Origin of the sequence: Ensifer sp. ENS09 (genome assembly GCF_014852425.1) — a bacterium.
Lineage (GTDB): Bacteria > Pseudomonadota > Alphaproteobacteria > Rhizobiales > Rhizobiaceae > Ensifer.
Genome location: NZ_JACVBP010000006.1, coordinates 67,039 through 83,826, shown reverse-complemented (window position 1 = coordinate 83,826; position 16,788 = coordinate 67,039). Strand labels below are relative to the sequence as shown.

General features: G+C 62.7%; 26 protein-coding genes and 1 tRNA gene. 11 read left to right on the top strand and 16 right to left on the bottom strand.

The genetic code is table 11. The features are described from left to right. Positions 1-123: 123 nt before the first annotated feature. The 4 genes from IB267_RS27135 to IB267_RS27120 all read right to left on the bottom strand — a co-directional run bounded on the left by IB267_RS27135 (position 124) and on the right by IB267_RS27120 (position 2,704). Positions 124-921 (bottom strand): rhomboid family intramembrane serine protease, encoded by a 798-nt coding sequence (locus tag IB267_RS27135; RefSeq protein WP_192450637.1) that lies wholly within the window; start codon positions 919-921, stop codon positions 124-126. A 75-nt stretch (positions 922-996) separates the two neighbouring features. Beyond that, positions 997-1,575 carry a cob(I)yrinic acid a,c-diamide adenosyltransferase gene (locus IB267_RS27130; protein ID WP_192450636.1) on the bottom strand — a complete coding sequence of 193 codons (579 nt, stop codon included), beginning with the start codon at positions 1,573-1,575 and terminating at the stop codon, positions 997-999. A 66-nt stretch (positions 1,576-1,641) separates the two neighbouring features. Next, complete coding sequence (locus tag IB267_RS27125; protein ID WP_043623043.1) at positions 1,642-1,845, bottom strand: twin transmembrane helix small protein; 204 nt, start codon at positions 1,843-1,845, stop codon at positions 1,642-1,644. Between the two features lie 25 nt (positions 1,846-1,870). After that, on the bottom strand, positions 1,871-2,704 hold the full coding sequence (locus IB267_RS27120; RefSeq protein ID WP_192450635.1) for an SDR family oxidoreductase: 834 nt from the start codon (positions 2,702-2,704) through the stop codon (positions 1,871-1,873). Positions 2,705-2,878: 174 nt separating this feature from the next. On the opposite strand from IB267_RS27120, the gene IB267_RS27115 reads away from it, so the two are divergent. Beyond that, entirely contained in the window at positions 2,879-3,787 is a 909-nt protein-coding gene (locus tag IB267_RS27115) for a YihY/virulence factor BrkB family protein (protein ID WP_192450634.1), read from the top strand. Here the strand turns inward: IB267_RS27115 and gluQRS are convergent. Beyond that, positions 3,776-4,666, bottom strand: coding sequence for a tRNA glutamyl-Q(34) synthetase GluQRS (gene gluQRS / locus IB267_RS27110; protein ID WP_192450633.1), 891 nt, complete (start codon positions 4,664-4,666; stop codon positions 3,776-3,778). The two genes, IB267_RS27115 and gluQRS, sit on opposite strands and share 12 nt — an antisense overlap. 45 nt (positions 4,667-4,711) lie before the next feature. Here gluQRS and IB267_RS27105 point away from each other — a divergent pair, with 45 nt between their 5' ends. Then, positions 4,712-5,359, top strand: coding sequence for a DNA-3-methyladenine glycosylase (locus tag IB267_RS27105; protein WP_043623033.1), 648 nt, complete (start codon positions 4,712-4,714; stop codon positions 5,357-5,359). Between the two features lie 107 nt (positions 5,360-5,466). Next, positions 5,467-6,024, top strand: a complete 558-nt coding sequence (locus IB267_RS27100) for an HNH endonuclease (RefSeq protein WP_043623031.1) — start codon at positions 5,467-5,469, stop codon at positions 6,022-6,024. 123 nt (positions 6,025-6,147) lie between these two features. On the opposite strand, the gene IB267_RS27095 is transcribed toward IB267_RS27100, so the two are convergent. Further along, complete coding sequence (locus tag IB267_RS27095; RefSeq protein ID WP_192450632.1) at positions 6,148-6,660, bottom strand: disulfide bond formation protein B; 513 nt, start codon at positions 6,658-6,660, stop codon at positions 6,148-6,150. A 212-nt stretch (positions 6,661-6,872) separates the two neighbouring features. On the opposite strand from IB267_RS27095, the gene IB267_RS27090 reads away from it, so the two are divergent. Further along, positions 6,873-6,957: transfer RNA gene (locus IB267_RS27090), tRNA-Leu, on the top strand. 91 nt (positions 6,958-7,048) lie between these two features. Here IB267_RS27090 and IB267_RS27085 read toward each other — a convergent pair. The 10 genes from IB267_RS27085 to IB267_RS27040 all read right to left on the bottom strand — a co-directional run bounded on the left by IB267_RS27085 (position 7,049) and on the right by IB267_RS27040 (position 11,611). Next, the gene (locus IB267_RS27085) at positions 7,049-8,140 is read right to left on the bottom strand and encodes a tyrosine-type recombinase/integrase (protein WP_192450631.1); all 1,092 of its coding nucleotides are present in this window, start codon (positions 8,138-8,140) and stop codon (positions 7,049-7,051) included. Next, the gene (locus tag IB267_RS27080) at positions 8,124-8,432 is read right to left on the bottom strand and encodes a hypothetical protein (protein ID WP_246810869.1); all 309 of its coding nucleotides are present in this window, start codon (positions 8,430-8,432) and stop codon (positions 8,124-8,126) included. The genes IB267_RS27085 and IB267_RS27080 overlap by 17 nt, the downstream gene beginning before the upstream one ends. Continuing rightward, positions 8,429-8,803 carry an HNH endonuclease signature motif containing protein gene (locus IB267_RS27075; protein ID WP_192450876.1) on the bottom strand — a complete coding sequence of 125 codons (375 nt, stop codon included), beginning with the start codon at positions 8,801-8,803 and terminating at the stop codon, positions 8,429-8,431. The genes IB267_RS27080 and IB267_RS27075 overlap by 4 nt, the downstream gene beginning before the upstream one ends. After that, a complete protein-coding gene (locus IB267_RS33550; protein WP_246810868.1) occupies positions 8,803-9,330 on the bottom strand; it encodes a hypothetical protein in 528 nt (175 codons plus the stop codon). Before IB267_RS33550 ends, IB267_RS27075 begins: the two co-directional genes overlap by 1 nt. A gap of 18 nt (positions 9,331-9,348) precedes the next feature. Further along, positions 9,349-9,522, bottom strand: a complete 174-nt coding sequence (locus IB267_RS27065; protein ID WP_192450630.1) for a hypothetical protein — start codon at positions 9,520-9,522, stop codon at positions 9,349-9,351. Next, positions 9,519-9,851, bottom strand: a complete 333-nt coding sequence (locus IB267_RS27060; RefSeq protein WP_192450629.1) for a hypothetical protein — start codon at positions 9,849-9,851, stop codon at positions 9,519-9,521. Before IB267_RS27060 ends, IB267_RS27065 begins: the two co-directional genes overlap by 4 nt. Further along, the gene (locus IB267_RS27055) at positions 9,848-10,174 is read right to left on the bottom strand and encodes a hypothetical protein (RefSeq protein WP_192450628.1); all 327 of its coding nucleotides are present in this window, start codon (positions 10,172-10,174) and stop codon (positions 9,848-9,850) included. Before IB267_RS27055 ends, IB267_RS27060 begins: the two co-directional genes overlap by 4 nt. Further along, positions 10,174-10,347, bottom strand: a complete 174-nt coding sequence (locus tag IB267_RS27050; RefSeq protein WP_192450627.1) for a hypothetical protein — start codon at positions 10,345-10,347, stop codon at positions 10,174-10,176. The genes IB267_RS27055 and IB267_RS27050 overlap by 1 nt, the downstream gene beginning before the upstream one ends. A 79-nt stretch (positions 10,348-10,426) precedes the next feature. After that, complete coding sequence (locus IB267_RS27045) at positions 10,427-10,642, bottom strand: hypothetical protein (protein WP_192450626.1); 216 nt, start codon at positions 10,640-10,642, stop codon at positions 10,427-10,429. 162 nt (positions 10,643-10,804) lie between these two features. Continuing rightward, positions 10,805-11,611, bottom strand: a complete 807-nt coding sequence (locus IB267_RS27040) for a LexA family transcriptional regulator (protein ID WP_192450625.1) — start codon at positions 11,609-11,611, stop codon at positions 10,805-10,807. On the opposite strand from IB267_RS27040, the gene IB267_RS27035 reads away from it, so the two are divergent. The 7 genes from IB267_RS27035 to IB267_RS27005 all read left to right on the top strand — a co-directional run bounded on the left by IB267_RS27035 (position 11,583) and on the right by IB267_RS27005 (position 16,786). Continuing rightward, on the top strand, positions 11,583-11,849 hold the full coding sequence (locus IB267_RS27035; RefSeq protein ID WP_192450624.1) for a hypothetical protein: 267 nt from the start codon (positions 11,583-11,585) through the stop codon (positions 11,847-11,849). The two genes, IB267_RS27040 and IB267_RS27035, sit on opposite strands and share 29 nt — an antisense overlap. A gap of 238 nt (positions 11,850-12,087) precedes the next feature. Then, positions 12,088-12,576, top strand: coding sequence for a hypothetical protein (locus IB267_RS27030; RefSeq protein WP_192450623.1), 489 nt, complete (start codon positions 12,088-12,090; stop codon positions 12,574-12,576). Further along, positions 12,576-12,728, top strand: a complete 153-nt coding sequence (locus tag IB267_RS27025; protein ID WP_192450622.1) for a hypothetical protein — start codon at positions 12,576-12,578, stop codon at positions 12,726-12,728. The genes IB267_RS27030 and IB267_RS27025 overlap by 1 nt, the downstream gene beginning before the upstream one ends. Then, the gene (locus tag IB267_RS27020; RefSeq protein ID WP_192450621.1) at positions 12,725-14,470 is read left to right on the top strand and encodes a hypothetical protein; all 1,746 of its coding nucleotides are present in this window, start codon (positions 12,725-12,727) and stop codon (positions 14,468-14,470) included. The genes IB267_RS27025 and IB267_RS27020 overlap by 4 nt, the downstream gene beginning before the upstream one ends. Continuing rightward, complete coding sequence (locus tag IB267_RS27015; RefSeq protein WP_192450620.1) at positions 14,467-14,757, top strand: hypothetical protein; 291 nt, start codon at positions 14,467-14,469, stop codon at positions 14,755-14,757. Before IB267_RS27020 ends, IB267_RS27015 begins: the two co-directional genes overlap by 4 nt. Then, positions 14,757-15,524 (top strand): phosphoadenosine phosphosulfate reductase family protein, encoded by a 768-nt coding sequence (locus IB267_RS27010; protein WP_192450619.1) that lies wholly within the window; start codon positions 14,757-14,759, stop codon positions 15,522-15,524. Before IB267_RS27015 ends, IB267_RS27010 begins: the two co-directional genes overlap by 1 nt. Further along, positions 15,521-16,786: a helix-turn-helix domain-containing protein gene (locus IB267_RS27005; protein ID WP_192450618.1), complete on the top strand. Its 1,266-nt coding sequence runs from the start codon at positions 15,521-15,523 to the stop codon at positions 16,784-16,786. Before IB267_RS27010 ends, IB267_RS27005 begins: the two co-directional genes overlap by 4 nt. Positions 16,787-16,788: the final 2 nt, after the last annotated feature.

Here is a 16,788-nt window from a genome sequence, read left to right as displayed (position 1 = left end):
AAGAATAGTCGATGGCAAGTGGCTCGGGGCCTGATGAAGCCCTGTCCCGGGAGGGCCGGGAAGCGTCCAGGCAAGCCATTGAAATAATGGATCATCCTCGTTGAAGGCTGGCGATTGCCGGTATCAGGATCCGGTCTGGCGCCCCCAGGGAACGGGTGGTCTTGTCGCATCTGGCGAGGGTTGTTGGCTTGCGGTGACCGGTTCGGCCTTGTGCCGGACGGCGCGGGGGGTAACGATCGTGCGGTCGAACAGCGGCACATCGCGGCGTCGCAAAATGACCACCAGAACCAGCCCCGCGATGATGCCGCCGACATGGGCGCTCCAGGAAACGCCGCTGCCGGGATCGACGACCAGCATGAAGAACTGCTGGCCGATCCAGAAGGCGAGCGGGATGACGGCGGGCAGCGGCAGCGGGATGCGGAAAAACACCAGCACCCAGACGCGCACCTTCGGGTGCAGGAGGAAATAGGCGGCGACAATGCCGGAGATCGCCCCCGATGCTCCGATCAGCGGGGCCTCGGAGGCCGGGTCGAGCAGCCCATGCGCCAGCGCGCCTGCAGCGGCGCAGAGAAGGTAGAAGACGAGGTAGCGGAAGTGCCCGAGTGCATCCTCGACATTGTCGCCGAACACCCAGAGGAACAGCATGTTCATGGCGAGATGCATGAAATCGCCATGCAGGAAGGAATAGGTGACGAAGGTGAAGCCGTCGGGGACGACGACCAGCGAGGGATCAAGCTGGGCGTAGTCGAAAATGAGCGCCGGGATATAGCCGAAGCCGAGCAGTGCTGCGTTGGCGAATTGCTCGGAGGCAATCGGACCGGTGATCAGCCAGACGACGACGTTGATCACAATCAGGCTGATCGTGACGTACTGGACCTTGATGTACTTCAGGGTGTTCGTATCGTGAAGCGGTATGAACATGCGGTCTCCCGAAGCACAGGTTACGGCCCGTTTCTCCCGCCGAATCTCGATCGGGCGACGATGCGCAAGCGGACGTTATCTGTTTTTCCCGGGAATCCAAAGAACGTCGGCTTGACCTTTGTCATTTGCAAAGCGGGCCGCGACGAACAGGAAATCCGACAGGCGGTTGATATAGGCGATGGCTTCCGTGCTGACGATTTCGCCTTCGATCTGGGCAAGCGCCACCACCTGGCGTTCCGCACGGCGTGCGACCGTGCGGGCGACATGGAGGGCTGCAGAGGCGGGGCTGCCCGCCGGAAGCACGAAGGAGCGCAAGGGATCGAGCTCGGCATTCAGCCGGTCGATCTCGGTTTCGAGCCAGGTCACCTGTGCTGCGACGATGCGCAGCGGTTCGTATTGCGGCGGCTCGCCGGCGTCGGGTGTCGCGAGATCCGCGCCGAGATCGAAGAGATCGTTCTGGATCCGCATCAGCGCGGCGTCGAGATCGACGTTGCCGGCCGTATGCTGCCGCGCCAGGCCAACAAAGGCGTTGGTTTCGTCCACCGCGCCATAGGCATCGACACGCAGGTCGCTTTTCAGACGGCGCGGCCCCGCGACGAGCCCGGTGGTGCCGTTGTCACCCGTCCGGGTATAGATCTTGTTGAGCTTCACCATGGGTGGACGCAGTCCTCTCGCGCAATTTCAGGAACGGTGTGGAACGGCTGTCCGTTCAAGATTGCGTCAGGTCGGGCGGCCGCCGCCGGTGATCCAGAGCGTGAGCATGATCAGGGCGATCGCGATCGCCTGCAGCAGAACGCGCGCCTGCATCAGCTTGTTGGACGTGTTGCCACTGCCGCCCTTTGCCATGTTCACGAGGCCGCGGATCAAGACGATCACGACCAGGCCCATGACGAACAGGGTCAGGCCGGTAAAGAAGCTGGACATCGAACTCTTCCTTGCAATTCTTGCGTCAGCCAAGTCGGCCGATGATGCGATAAAACAGTGCCGCCGGCAGAAGCTTCTTCAGAAGCGCGCCCTGTCTGGCGGGCCTTGTTACAATATAGTGCGGTTTCGGTTTCTTTGCTGTCAGCGCGTGCTTCAAGACCGCATAAACCGCCTCCGGGCCAAGCTTTCCGGCTGCGGGTTTGCTCTCGCCTTTCAAGCGTCGCATCTGCCGTTCGTATTCGACGCGATGCACCGAATTCTTGAGGTCGATGAAGCGCTCGATATAGGTGACGGCATTGGCGGTGAATTTCGAGGTGATCGGCCCGGGCTCGATCAGGCTTACCTCGATACCGCTGCCGGCCAGTTCCATCTTGAGGGTCAGCGACAGGCCCTCGATCGCAAACTTGGAGGCATTGTAGGCGCCGCGCCAGCGATAGGGCACGATGCCGAGAATGGAGGAGCACTGCACGATGCGGCCGCTTCCGCGCGCCCGCATCGCCGGGATCACCCGTCGCGTCAGGTCGTGCCAGCCAATGACGTTGGTCTCGAGCTGAAGCCTCAGCGCCTCGGTCGGCAGATCCTCGACCGCACCAGCCTGGCCATAGGCGCCGTTGTTGAAGAGCGCGTCGATGCGCCCGCTGGAAAGCGCCAGCACTGTATCGGCGAAGGCCGCGATGCTCTCCGGCTTGGTGTAGTCCATCAGAAAGGTCTCGATGCCCTCGCTTTCAAGCGATTGCCGGTCCTCTTCCCGGCGCACGGTGGCGAAGACCCGCCAGCCATCGGCGTGAAGCGCACGGGCGCAATAGGCGCCGATGCCGGACGAACATCCGGTGACAATGATTGTGGGGCGATCCGTCATCCGGTCGAATCCTGTAGAAATCCTGCCTCGGTTTCCCATATTCATCCGCGGGATACAATTGAATTGCGCGGACTGGAACCAGCCTGCGTTGCGACATCAGGAATTGTGCCGGGCCCGGGCGATACCTATGTGAGCGGACCGCCGGTATCGGGCGGGTTTTAGGATTGGAATGGAATGCCAGCATTCATACGCATCACCTGGAAAGTCGTCTTCGATGCGCTCTGGCATTTCAGCCTCGATGACGGTTGGGCGATGGCGAGCCACGTGGCGCTGTCCTCGCTGCTCGCGGTCTTTCCATTCTTGATCTTCGGCACCGCGCTCGGCAGCTTTCTCGGTGCAGACCAGTTTGCCGAAACGGCCGTACACCTGATTTTCGACGCCTGGCCGGAATCGATCGCCAAGCCCATCGCCGACGAAATCGTGCGGGTGCTGACGATCCCGCGCGGCGGGCTCTTGACCGTTTCGGTGCTGGCCGCCGCCTATTTCGCCTCCAACGGCGTCGAGGCGCTGCGCGTCTCGCTCAACCGCGCCTATCGCGTCACCGAGAGCCGCTACTGGTACGTCACCCGGCTTGCGAGCCTGGGCTTCGTGCTGGCTGGCGTCCTGATCCTCGCCGCACTCAGCATCCTGCTCGTCGCCGTACCCTTGGCGGTGCGGTATGCCGGACAGTGGCTCCCCTGGCTTGGCGGCGTGCTTGCAACCGTCGACAATTGGAGCCTGCCGCTCGCTCTCGTCGTGCTGACCACCGGTCTGCTGGTGTCGCATCTCTGGCTCCCGGACGGCCACCGCAAGGTGATCGACGTGCTGCCGGGCATCGTGCTGACGCTCGTCTGCTGGACGATCGGCGCCTATGCTTTTGCTTCCTACCTCGCAACCTTCGCCACCTATGTCTCGACCTATGCAGGTCTGGCGTCGATCATGATCGTGCTGGTGTTTCTCTACATGATCGCGGCGATCTTCATCATCGGCGCCGAGATCAATGCCGCGATCCTCAAATACAGGGTCAAGCGCATGGTGCGGCGCAGCTTCCAGCTGCGCAATGGTGGGGACACGGCTCGCGAGGAACAGGACCTAGCCGATTAGCGCACGGACTTCTTCAGGCGTGCGGCCGGCAGCGCGGAAGGCCGCGATGCCGGTATCCTGGTTGCTCTTAGACAGCTTGCGCCCGTCCGGGCCAAGGAGCAGCCGATGATGATGATAGAGCGGCTCCGGCAGATCGAGAAGCCGCTGCAGCAGCCGGTGAACGGATGTCGCGTGATAGAGGTCGCGGCCGCGCACCACATGGGTGATGCCCTGCAGCGCGTCGTCGACGACGACGGAGAGATGGTAACTCGACGGCGCATCGGAGCGCGACAGGATCACGTCGCCCCAGGCGGCGGGGTCGGCGATGATCGTGCCCGTCTCGCCCTCGGGACCATGGCCGCTCTCAGCCCAGGTCAGGCGGTCATTTCCCAGACGTTCGACCGCCTTCTGCATGTCCAGCCGCCAGGCATAGGCCTTGCCGCTCGCGGTCAGGGCCGCGCGCTCGGTTGGGAGCAATTCGCGCTCGCGGCCGGGATAGAGCGGGCTGCCGTCCGGATCGCGCGGCCAGGCCTGGCCGCCGGCTTCCGCTTCGGCAACGGCCGCCTTGATCTCGCCCCGGGTCATGACGGAGGGGTAGATGACGCCGAGCATGTCCAGCCGCTGAAGCGCCGAAGCATAGGCGTCGAGATGGTCCGACTGCCGGCGCACCGGGCGCTCCCAGCCGAGGCCGAGCCAGGCAAGGTCTTCGTAGATCGCCGCCTCGAATTCCGGGCGGCACCGGGTCTGGTCGATGTCCTCGATGCGCAGCAGGAAACGTCCGTTTGCGGCCTTCGCCAAGTCATGGTTCAACACCGCGGAAAGCGCGTGGCCGAGATGGAGCAGCCCATTGGGGCTCGGGGCAAAGCGGAAAACGGGTGGCGTGTCAGGCATCGTTTCCATTTGCCATGGAAGGGGTATAAAAATCACCCGCTTTGTGGAGGCGTCATGCGGATCATCCGGACACATGAGGATATCGAGGCCGGCCTGTCAGGCCTGGTGATGCTCGATGCGCGCCTCGGGCACGTCGTTGCGAGAGCCGGCCCGGTGCCGCTCCGCCGCACCGATCCCGGCTATCGCGGCCTTGCCAGCATCATCGTCTCGCAAATGGTCTCGAAGGCCAGTGCGGCCGCGATCTGGCGGCGCATGGAGGAGAAGCTTGGTGAGGTGACGGCTGCAGGCGTCAATTCGCTGAGCGACGAGGATTGCCGGGCGATCGGGCTGTCGCGGGCGAAGGCCGAGGCGCTGAGGCGCGTGGCCGAGGTGGTCGTCGGTGGTCAGATCGATCTCGACGCGATCTGCAACATCGACGGATCGGAGGCGATCCGGGAGTTGACGGCGATCAAGGGGGTGGGGCGCTGGACGGCTGAAGTCTATCTGCTCTTCTGCGCCGGCCACCCGGATGTCTTTCCCTCCGGCGACGTCGCGCTGCAAAACGCGATCGGCCACGGACTGGGCCTCGAACTGCGACCGAGCGCACGCGAAATTGATTCGCTCGCCGCTTCCTGGTCGCCCTGGCGCAGTGTCGCCGCACGCCTCTTCTGGGCCTATTACTCACAGGAAATGCGTCGTGATGCTGTTCCTGTGACACCTTGAAGGAAAAAGCGAATCCAGCGCACGCATTTTTGTTTCCGGCTTCACAATCCTGTTGCAACGGGCCTAATATAGAAGGTGCAGATGCCGAATCGATCAGGAGAATACGCTTGACGATTGCAGTCTCACCACAGGCCTTGCCGGCGCTCGTCTTGAACGCTGACTATAGGCCGCTGAGTTACTACCCCTTGTCGCTTTGGTCCTGGCAGGACGCGATCAAGGCCGTCTTCCTTGACCGTGTAAATATCCTTGCCGAGTACGAACATTCGGTGTCGTCTCCGAGCTTCTCGATGCGACTGCCGAGCGTTGTTTGCCTCAAGAGCTACGTGCAGCCCTCACGCCACCCGGCCTTCACCCGGTTCAACGTGTTCCTGCGCGACAAATTCGAATGCCAGTATTGCGGTTCGCCCGACGATCTCACCTTCGATCACGTGGTGCCCCGCGCTCACGGCGGCCAGACGACCTGGGACAATGTCGTCGCAGCCTGCTCGCCCTGCAATCTGCGCAAGGGCAGCAAGCTGCCGAAGCAGGCCGGCATGTTCCCGCACCAGCGGCCCTATCAGCCGACGGTTCAGGACCTGCACAACAACGGCCGGCTCTTCCCGCCGAACCATCTGCATGAAAGCTGGATGGACTATCTCTACTGGGACGTCGAACTGCAGCCCTGACGCTGTTCGTGCCTTCTTGCCGGATCAGGCCGCGAAAGCGGGATCAGGAGAGGTACGTGCGCTCGCGAACCCTTGTCGGGGCGTTCACGCGACGCCGTGCCTGTTTCTCGAGAGTGATCTGGATCAGCGCGCCTTTGCCGCGCCGCGCAGGGCGATCGCTGCAAGGATGAGGCTGGCGATCACGTTCCATCCGGCAAAGGAGAGCCCAAGCACCCGCAAGGAGGCTTCGGTGCAGGACGGGCCATGCTTGGAATCGAGGTCGCCGAGCAGGTCGCCGACATTGGACGAAATCCCTTGCGCGGTCGTGGCGCAGGTGGACGGGCCTTCCCAGAAGCCCCATTCCGCGCCCGAATGGTAGACGCCCATGCCGGCGCCGACCAGCATCAGGATGCCGACGATGAGAAGCAGCGTGCGTGTCGTCCACGCCGGCAGTCTGAACGCGCTCGTGGCGATTGCCAGAACACCGACCGGGATGCCGTAGTAGTAGGGATCGCGCTGCAACAGGCAGAGCGCGCAGGGGATATAGCCGCCGACATGCTCGAAGCCGAGCGCCCCGCCCACGGTCGCCGCCATGCCGAGCGTTACGATAACTGCGATCAGCAGATGCTGGCGGGATTGGGTGTCGGCGTCGATCATCTATACCTCGCGGGCGGCAGCTCGAAACCGACGCATGCCGCAGTGCAAACTGGATGGCGCCTTCTTAGGCAGGATCGTACGCGCTGTAAATCGCGGCGGCCGCGACCTGCCCGCACGCTTTCGTGATTGTTGGTCGTGCATCCTGAAAATGATGGTTGACCACGGCGAAATCCTCAGTGTAAACCCGAGCCGCTGATATCGCACTTCCCTGAGCCCCATTGGCGGAATTGGTAGACGCGCTCGACTCAAAATCGAGTTCCGAAAGGAGTGCTGGTTCGACCCCGGCATGGGGCACCACCTACACCAGACAGCTATTGTTTTTGTTGTTCTTTTTGGCTGTTTTTGCCCCACATTTTCGCACCGCGAAATGTGTGGGACAAAATGCGGCCTACTTTTGTTCTGGCACGAGCTTGTGCATGGCGCCTGCGGCCATCTGTTTGCGGCGCGCTTTCTTCGTGTAGGTCGTCGTCTGGTTCTTCGTCGTCCAGCCGAAAATTGCCATCAGTTCCTCGTCCGTCGCGCCGTTCTCGGCGGCGATCGTCGCACCGGCTTTCCGCAGGCCGTGAGTGGTGCAATGGAACAACCCGGCTTGATCGCACCAGTCCCGCATCTTGTTGCCGAGACCGTTCGTTGTGAATGGTTTGCCGAACTCGGTGACGAGGAAGGTCAGGTTTCCGGTCGGACATTCGTCGACCGTCTTCTGCAACTCGGGCAGTACGGGAATATCGACGATGACGCCGCTCGACTTGCGTGTCTTCTCAGGTCGAATCGTCAACTGTCCGTCGCGCACGTGCTGGCGGCCGACGATTGAGAGGCTGTCGAGCCGCAGCCCGGTGTAGAGCGCGAGGTGCAACATCAGCCGGGCCTTTGATCCGGCAGGGTGCTTGGCTTCATATTGGCGCACCTCTTCGACCGTCCAGGTATGGAAGCCGTCGCCGGAGTGCAGCAGCTTGATTTTTGCTGCCGGGTTCATCTGGGCGAGGTCGCATTCGACCGCCCACGCGAATAGAGCCGAAATCGCCTTCTTCACGTCGTTGCGGGAGCCGGGCTTGTCCCGGATCGCGTCGCGGATCTCGACGACATGGCGCTTGCGCATGTCAGCATAGGGCAAGTCGCCGCAACGAGCTGTTCCGAATTTGTAGTCGCAGACCGCTTCCAGGATGGTGGCGCGACGAGCCATAACGCCGGCGCTGATGGTGGCTCGGCGCTTGTACTCCGCATAAAGCCAATCGACGGTGCCTTCGGCGGGATCTCGCTTCAACGTCGCCACGGCAGCCGCTGGCTCGGTGCCTTCGGGCGCGTAGGGTATCCCAAGGCGGGCGCAGGCTACCTCTTTGTCAAACTCGTCTGTTCCCGGCGTCTCCTTGAGTCGCACTTTCTTGCGACCTGGTGCGCGAAAATAGTAGCGGGCTTCCCTGGTGCGCCAGTCGCGATCGAGGCTCACGCCCTTCGGCAGTTTGTCATCAAGCCTTTTTGGCATTGTCGAAAGCGTTCCCTTGTGGTCGCAGCTCGTCGGGATCTCGGCTCATGCCGCCCTTGTGCGGGAGTGCTCGGAAGCTCGCCCAAAGCTCGTCGACATCCCAAATGTTACGCCCGCCGAGCACTCTCGGTTGTGGCATGGTGCCAGCTTCGACAGCGCTGTCAAAGAGGGAAGCGCTGATGCTTAGCAAGCCCGCCGCCTGTTCGCGTGTGACGCCGAAGGGCGGCAGGCTCGGAGGAAGCATGGCGGAGCGGCGAGCGCGCGTGTCGACGGCCGTCATTTCTCGGCTCATTGGGTGATCTCCTCGCATTCGAGCGGCGGGCCGCCGTTGTGGCCGATCATTGCGGCGGCGCGTGCCTGGTCGCGGCGCTTCTGGTTCTGCTTGTGCGTCACCAGCTCCGTATGTTCTGGGTCCGGATTGACGCAAAGGCGGTTGCGACATTTGTGGTCGATCTGTTTCTTGCCCGGAATGTAGCCGTGCTCATTGGTCCACATGACCAGGTGCACGGCGACCGTCTGGCCGCTCAGCGACATGCGCGGGTAGTCCTTGCCTCGACCGGATTTTCCCGATGTCGGGCCTTGCCAGATCCAGCAGCCGGTTACAGGGTCGACGACGACCCTCGCCATGATCTTCTCGCGGATCTCCTCGCGGCGGCTCATCATCATCCGTGCCGCCTCCATGCGTCGAAGGCGTTGACCAGGCTGCGCCAACGGGCTGCGGCGTTCTGGTCGCTATCCAGTTCGCGGCGGGACTTGATGTTGAGAATAGAGCGGACCTTCGTCGCGGCGCGATCCTTCGTCAGGGGGCGCTGGAGGCCGTGGCTTTCCTCAAGGAACTTTAGGAAGGCCGGCTCGCCGCACTTCATGGCGCATTCGGCGGCGTACTGCTTAGGCTCCGGCGCTTTCGCGCCGAGTTTCTGGCGCAGCTCGCGGATCTCGCGAAACGCGTGCTGCAGCAGGAAATCCATCGCACGCATGTAAGTCGGCGCGTGCGTCATGATTCGACGATCTTCGTAGCCGCAGGCCGGCAGTAGGAGGGCTATCGGCTCCACCTCGCCGGTCATTGCTTCCTTGGCGCAGATCTCGGGACGGCCGCTCTCGATCTCATAGGACTCGCACCACTCGTCGCTGGCAAGGCCGAGCAGGTGACGCGCGTCGAGATATGTTTTTTTGGCGAAGTCCATGTTCATGGCTTGGCCTCGCTGCCGTCAGCCATTGGCGTTGTCCCTGATGACTTTTGCCTTGCGGATAGCGGCCGGCGAGACGCTGCGGCGCTCGGCCGCGATGTCGCGTGCCGCTTTGGCGTCGGTGGCGTCGATGTCGATCGGCGACAGATCCGGGTCGTGGAAATGGATGCGGAAGGGGTGCAAACCGGCCGTCATTGGCTCGCCTCCGCACGGGCGGCCTGGTCGCGCTCCAGCATTTTCTGCCAGTGCTTGAAGCCGTCGAACTTGCGGCGCTCCCGTTCGGGTTCGCCTTTGAACGGCTCGTCCAGAACGTCGAAAAGCCAGCGCAGAGCCGCCTTGAGGTCGGCGACCTCTTCTAAGAGGTGCGTCCGGTTCGGCTTGTGCGTGACCGGTTCCGCTTCGTGGAAGCCTTGGATGAGGCAGCGGGCCAAGGCCTGAGAAAGCTCTGCGCATTCCTCGGCGCACTTGCCTAGTGCCTGGTGCAGAATGACGTCCGTTTCCGGTTTCCAGAGGGTGATGCTCATGCCGCAACCCTCCAGTCAGCGCCCTTGTCCTGCGCCTCGATCGCCTTCACGTGCATCGAGATACGGGGAAGAGACACGTGCATCACCTGGTAGGCGCCACGCTCGATGCAGCGGACGGTGTGGACGATGCGGCGATCGTCGGGCGCGGCGGCACGCTGCTGCACGCCAATCCAGCGAGGCAGGCGCAGGCGCAGATAGCGCTCTATGGAGGGGAGTGGCACTGCGAAGCGCAGCGACATGTCGTGCAAGGTCGCGCCCTGCTCCCAAAGGCGGTGAACGATCGCTTCGGCGGGGATGGCGCCGTCAAGGGGGTAGTGGCCCATCAGACGCGAGCCTCCGATGCAAACTGCCATTCCTTCTTGAGTGCCGTGTCGCCGGCGAGGAATGCCGACATCGCCAAGGCGGCCGTCATGGCAAGGGTGACGCAGAGTAGCCGAAAGCGGCTGTAGCCGGCATCAAGGCGTGCCTTGTTGTGGCCGGTGAAGTGCTCATTCATGATCAGAGACTCCGTTTGAGGACAGCGAAGGGAACACCTTCGATGTCGGCCATAAGGCCGACGCCGAAAGCGTTCGGCCTCAGGCGGCGCGACGTGCGTGGACGCGCGCGCGGATGCTGCTCGACGAGCTGGCGAGCGCCATTTCGCGTGCGGCGTCGCCGTGCCTCAGGATCTCTTGGCGGGTGAAGCCGCGCAGAAGCAGGTCGCGTTCAGTGCAACCGTCGCCGGTCATGCGCATGGCGTCAGCCATCGAGTGAGTGATCGCTTCAGGGGTGGTGCCGAGCTGGTTTTGCATGGGGTGTGTTCTCCGAACTTTGAACGACCAGATTGTCTTGGTCGGCGGAGAATTTGCGATAATCGCGAAAACATGTCAACTTAGAAATCGCGATAATCGCGACAACAAAAAGCCGCATCGCGAATCACTTCGCGATGCGGCTTTAAAAATTAGTCGATGCCGTTATGGCTTACGCAGAATCCAGAGGACCTTGCCGACGATGCGAAGCTCGATGTCGTCGTCGCCATCCTCGTACAAAGGGATTGGATCCTGATGAGCGGGGTCGTTGCTTTCGGGCCAAAGCTCGAAACCCTTCGCGGACTGGCGCAGGCGCTTTGCAGTCCGCTCAATCATCTGGCCGCTGAATTTGGAGCGTTCGACGATGACCAGATCGTCAGGTTGGGCATCTAGCCCGGCCTTCGCGAGGTCAAGACATACCAATCGGTCGCCGTTGCTGGCGATCTTGTTTAAGCAATTGCCGGATATGAGCAACCCGAACTGCCAGGCCGCCGGATAGTCTCCGACAGACGGAACAGTTTCGATGTCGTCAAATCCAAAATCCATTTCGTCAACATCCATCCACGTGTTCGCTGCGATGCGACCAATGACTTTTACTGAGTTAATTGGCGCTTCTGAGCGGGTCAACGTGCCGGTGAGACCGGGCGGAGTCGAGCCGAAAAATTCACCCATCTTCACTAGCTCGTCGGCTTTCACCTCCCGGATCTCCTTTCCGGGGGCAGTGTTCAGGATGCGGGTAATGCCGTCATTTCGCAGGCCGAGAAACTTCGCCAGCTGTCCCTTGGCGCCATAACCCTTACGGTCAAGCTCCGCCTGCAGCCAATCCCGAATTTCCTGACGCCGATCTTTCATGCGGCCATTTTCGCGAGAAACGCGAAAATTGATATCGCGGATATCGCGAATCTCGCTTGACTTGAAATCGCGATTATCGCAAATCTCGCCCATGGATATGGAACCGGCAAAATCAGTCATCACATTTCTCGGCGGTGCGAAGGCTGTTTCGCGCATCGTTGGGAAGCATGTTTCGCGCGTCTATCGCTGGACTTATCCAGAGACGGCACGCGAGGGCTGTGGCGGTCTCATTCCGGCGAAGGATCAACGCAAGCTGCTCTACTACGCTCAAACCGAATGCGTAGACCTGCGCCCAGAGGATTTCCATTCGGCTGAACGTTTGCAGTCCCTGCTCGCACATCGCGAGGCCGCCGAATGACGATGTTCCCCAAGCAAGGACTGAAACCTGCCCTCCTCCTGAAGGTGAATGGCCTTGCCACCTGGCAGGGGCGCGCCACTGACCTGCGCGTCCCTGCCTCCTTTTTTCCATCCGCGTATCCATGTGGCCCTCCCTGATCTGATGGCCTGAATTTCGCACTTCGACACCTTTCCCAAAACGGGAAAACCCGACCGGATTTCCCGGCGCGGGAACGCCTTTTTCTTGTCTGGAGACAGCCATGTCCAACGCCTTCCTCTACCGCGTGAAAGCTGCGCAGCGTGACCTGATCGAACGTTGCGGCGGGATCGAGCGCGCCGTGAGCATCACCGGTTTTTCCAAGAGCCATGTTGGCCGCTGGAACAACCCGAACGACCCCGACCTGATGCCGATCGGCGCCGTTCGCGCGTTGGAGCAGGACTGCGGGCAACCGCTGATCACGGCCGTGATGGCGGAAGCCAGCGGACGCCGGCTGACAGATCCGGAAGCCGAACGGCAATCCGAGGTCAACGTGCTTGCCGCACACGCCGAGGTGATGCGCCTTTCCGGCGAGCTGGCGAACTGCGTCGCGGTCGCGATCTCCGACGGGCATTTCTCGCCGACCGAAGCGGCCAGCGTCGACCGTGTCGCGGCTTCCCTCGAAAAGGCGATGTCCGACCTGCGCGCGATGGCGGCCGTCGTCAAGGCGCAGGGCGGAATGCCTGCAGCGCTGCGGCTCGTGAGGGACTGATGCCCTCTCTCGCTCGCCAGATCCTGATCGAGCGCGTGCTGCAGCTTTGGCACGACGGCCGGCACGACACGTTTGCCATCGCCGCGCTGCTCGACATCGACGAGCGCGCGGTCTGCGAAATCATCGAACAGTCGGAAAGGCGGGCGCTGTGATCGGCAATCTCCCGAAGAACTTAGGCGAGAAAGCGGAACGACTCCTGTCGGGGGCGCTCGCAGCCGGCGTCCTGGTCGTCGACGCTGAGCGGGACATGAAGACCTGCCGGAACCTGAACGGCCGGGGATTGCTCCGCCGCAATCCGCAGGACGCGTGCATCTGGTATCCGACTGACTTGGCATACAGCCTATCGGGCGTGGACCGGCCCGCCGATGAACTCGTGAACCATTGGGGCGGAGCGGTCGCCATTCATTCCGGGAACCATGCGCAGGCGTCCGACATCGTGCCGATCGGCATCGACGGCGGCGGGGTCGATGTGTTGACGGTCTCGCCGCCTTGCGTGGGTTTCACGGTGCCCGCGACCAGGGTAGCGCCGGATGCGGGATCGTCGGAGCTGGTCGACTCGATCAAGACGGCTCGCGCGCTCTTGAGCGCCGGCGACGTGCGGGCGGCGCTTCTGCTTTCGACCGGGGCGTATGAGCAGGCGAAGGCGGCGGTGAACTATGCCGGAAAGGTGAAGGCCTCGCGCGAGCTGATCGAGAAGGCTCGCCAGATGCAGGCGGAAGCGCTGAAGATCGAAAGCATGTGCTACGTCGCCATGGCCGACACGGTCGACGAGGCGCAGTCGGGCGGACGGATCGCCGGAAAAGGCCGTCCGAAAAATGTTTCCAATGAAAACATTTTCACGATGGAAGAGGTCGGGATCGACCGGCTGCAACTCCACAAGGCACGCAAGCTGCGCGATGCCGTTCGCAAGCAGCCTGATTTCGTCGATCGCGTGATCGCCGCGCGGCTGGAGGCCGGGCTTGATCCAAGCCGCCGCAGCCTGTCGCACGCGATCGGCACGCGCTCGGCTCCTGCGGAAGACAAGGGCGACCAGCTCTATCAGACGCCGATCGAGGCCATGCGCACGCTACTGGCGCTCGAAAGCTTCTCGGCGACTGTGAAAGAGCCGGCAGTCGGCAAGGGCGCGATCATGCGCCCGCTCGAAGACGCCGGTTACGAGGTGATGATCGCGGATCTCGTCGACCGGGGCGTTGCAACGCGGCACGGCGAATTACAGCAGGTCGGCGACTTCCTGCTTTCCGTTGCAGGCGGTTCCGTCGGCGTCGATATCGTCACCAATCCGCCCTATGCGGAGCTGGCGAACTCTTTCCCAGCGCATGCGCTGCGCGAGCACAAGCCGCGCAAGATGGCGCTGCTGCTCAACTGGAATTTCGCGGCCGGGTTCGATGATCCGAACCGCGTCTTCGTCATGGACGAAAACCCGCCTTCGCGCGTCTACCTCTTCACTCGCCGCCTGCCGATGATGCACCGCGACGGATGGGACGGGCCGGAAGCGTCGAGCCAGATGAACACGGCGTGGTTCGTCTGGGAACGGAACGACGACGGCACCTATGGCGACGGCTTCCCGCGCATCATCCGCGTGGACTGGAAGGCCTACGAGGACGCCGCGCCGCTGGTGCCGGGGGCGGGCGGCAATGTCGCGCCCATGACCTTCAAGCCGCAGCCCGACGAGTTCGCCCGCGAGACGCCGCGCAAGACGCTCGACGAGCGCCTCGACGAGGAGCGCGATCGGGCACTCGCATGGGTGCGCGGGCAGGGCGCATTCGACATGGGCACCTTTCGTCGCGGCGTCGCCGTGCGCGGTGCGGTCGCCGTGGCTCTGATTGGGGGTTTCATCGCTGACGGGCTGATCGTCGCTGACGGCGACGGTACGTGGAAGGCGGTCGCACAATGACGGCGCCGCTTCCTATCGTCGAGGAACTGCTCGACGCGACCGATGATGCCGCTCGGGCTCGCTGGATCCTCAACGCACCGCTGGACGTGCTGCTGCGCGACCAGATGTCGATCCGCGCCGCGCTGCAGCGGGCGGGATTTCAGCCGGGCCTCACGTGCCTCGCCACCGAGATCGCCGCGCTCTGCGGCACCCGCTGCGATGACGGCGGCCATCCCATCACTTTGCGGGTCTCGCGCGAGTACGCGCGCCTGCAGCTCGTCGAGATCGCGCGCAAGAGGCCCAATTGATGATGAACACATCTGCAAACTATCGCGTTCTGGTCGCCTGCGAGTTCTCGGGTACCGTTCGTAACGCATTCAGCGCTCGGGGCTATGACGCGTGGTCCTGCGACCTGTTGCCGAGCGAGGATGGTAGCAACCGCCACATCGTCGGCGACGCCCGCGATTTCCTGGATGACGGGTGGGATCTGCTGATCGTTGCGCATCCGCCTTGCACACGGCTCTGCAACAGCGGGGTGCGCTGGCTGACCAAACCGCCGCGAGGCAAAACGCTTGAACAAATGTGGGCGGAGCTTGATGAGGGCGCTGCTCTGTTTTCCGATTTCTGGAATGCCCCGATTGCTCGGATAGCGATCGAGAGCTGGAGCGTCGAAGATGTCTTCGCGTACGCCGATCGGTTCGGCATCCCTCGAAACACTCTCTACGCCTTGGGCTTTACGCGGGTCGGCTGCTTTCCTTGTGTCATGTGCCGCAAAGAGGAAATGCGCCTGATCGGCACCCGCTTCCCGGAGCACGTGGACAGGCTCGCGAATTGGGAGGCGCTGGTTTCCGACGTTTCGAAACGCGGAAATTCCACCTTCTTCAACGTAACCGACGACCCTCTGCTCGCCGATGGCTGGCAGAGCGACAGCTACGACTGGTCGCTATCGCGCACCGGCATCCGCGCCCGTGTCGAGTGGTCGAAAACGTCGCGGGGAGGGCTCCAATACGACGCCTTCGTCGCCGCAGCTGAAAACTTTGGAACATCATGTAATGAATGGGGGGCCTGCGAGTGAGCACGGCGCGACTATCGATTATCCCCGGCTGGCTGGTCACCGATCAGCGGCTCAAGGGGCGGGACTTGCAGGTTCTCTGCGTTCTCGGACGGCATACCAGTAGCAAGCACGGATGGTGCCGGCGCAGCCAGGTCAAGATGTCCGAGGAGATGGGCTGTGCCCGCTCGACGGTGCAGGCCTCGCTCGATCGCCTTGTCGTGATCGGCGCTGTGGAACGGCGCGTGGTTGCCAGCGACAGCGGCCGCGACAGCGCGCATTGGTATCGGGTCATCTACGATCGCGAGACGCCGGAAACGGCGTTCCAATCATGGGACAATGACGGCGATGTTTCCGACGAGGAATTTGCTCCCACTTCCGGCGACGACGAGGGCGCACCCCCCTGCCGGTATACCGGCACCCCTGCCGATATATCGGCACCCCCTGCCGGTCCAGAGTCGGCACCCCCTGCCGGTCCTGGGTCGGCACCTATTAACGACTCTTGTTTAACGCCTCCTGCTGAACGAAGTGAGAGAGAGCGCGCGAGCGATGACGAAAAGGTTGAAAGCCGACAGTCGATCGAACGTGGCTTCAAGCGTTGGTTCCCGACGTGGCCGACCAATCTCGACGATAGCGAAACGGAAGCCCGCAAGGCCTGGTATCGGCTGACGCCTGCCGAACGCAAGGACGCTATCGAACTCACGCCGGCCTATCTCCGGGCACGCGAGCAGCTCGGTCGGACGAAGAAAGGCACCGTCGCCGCCGGCAAATACCTGCACGAAAAGCGCTGGCAGCGGCTTGGTGCCGTGGCGGCCGCTGCGGTCAACCCGCCGAGCGTGCACAAGCCTTTCAGCAAGGCGTGGCAGGCCTTGGCGATAAGCCGCCTGCTTGAGCCCGATGCACCCATGCCGGCGATGACGCCCTTCCTCCAGCAGACGGTGAAGGCTGGCGGTCCCATGGCCGATCGCGTTCGCCGTGAACATCGCCAGCGTTGGGCTTGGCCGAAGGTGAGCGAGATGTATGCGGCGGCAGAGCAGTTTCGCGGACAGGTCATCGACGGCGCCATCGTCGAGGCGGGCGAAGTCTTCAAGAGCTACCACGTCGATTCAGCCGAGGTGCAGGCCTATCGGCAGCTCTATGAGCGAATGGATTGGCCATGGCCGCGCATGGGCGAGGCCAAGTGGATTTGCTTCCCGCCGATCGAGGCTGGCAGCGGCGTCGAAACGGCAATCGAGACGTTCAAGGCAACCATCAGCGAAGGGCAGGGCGACCATGATGCAGCATAGGG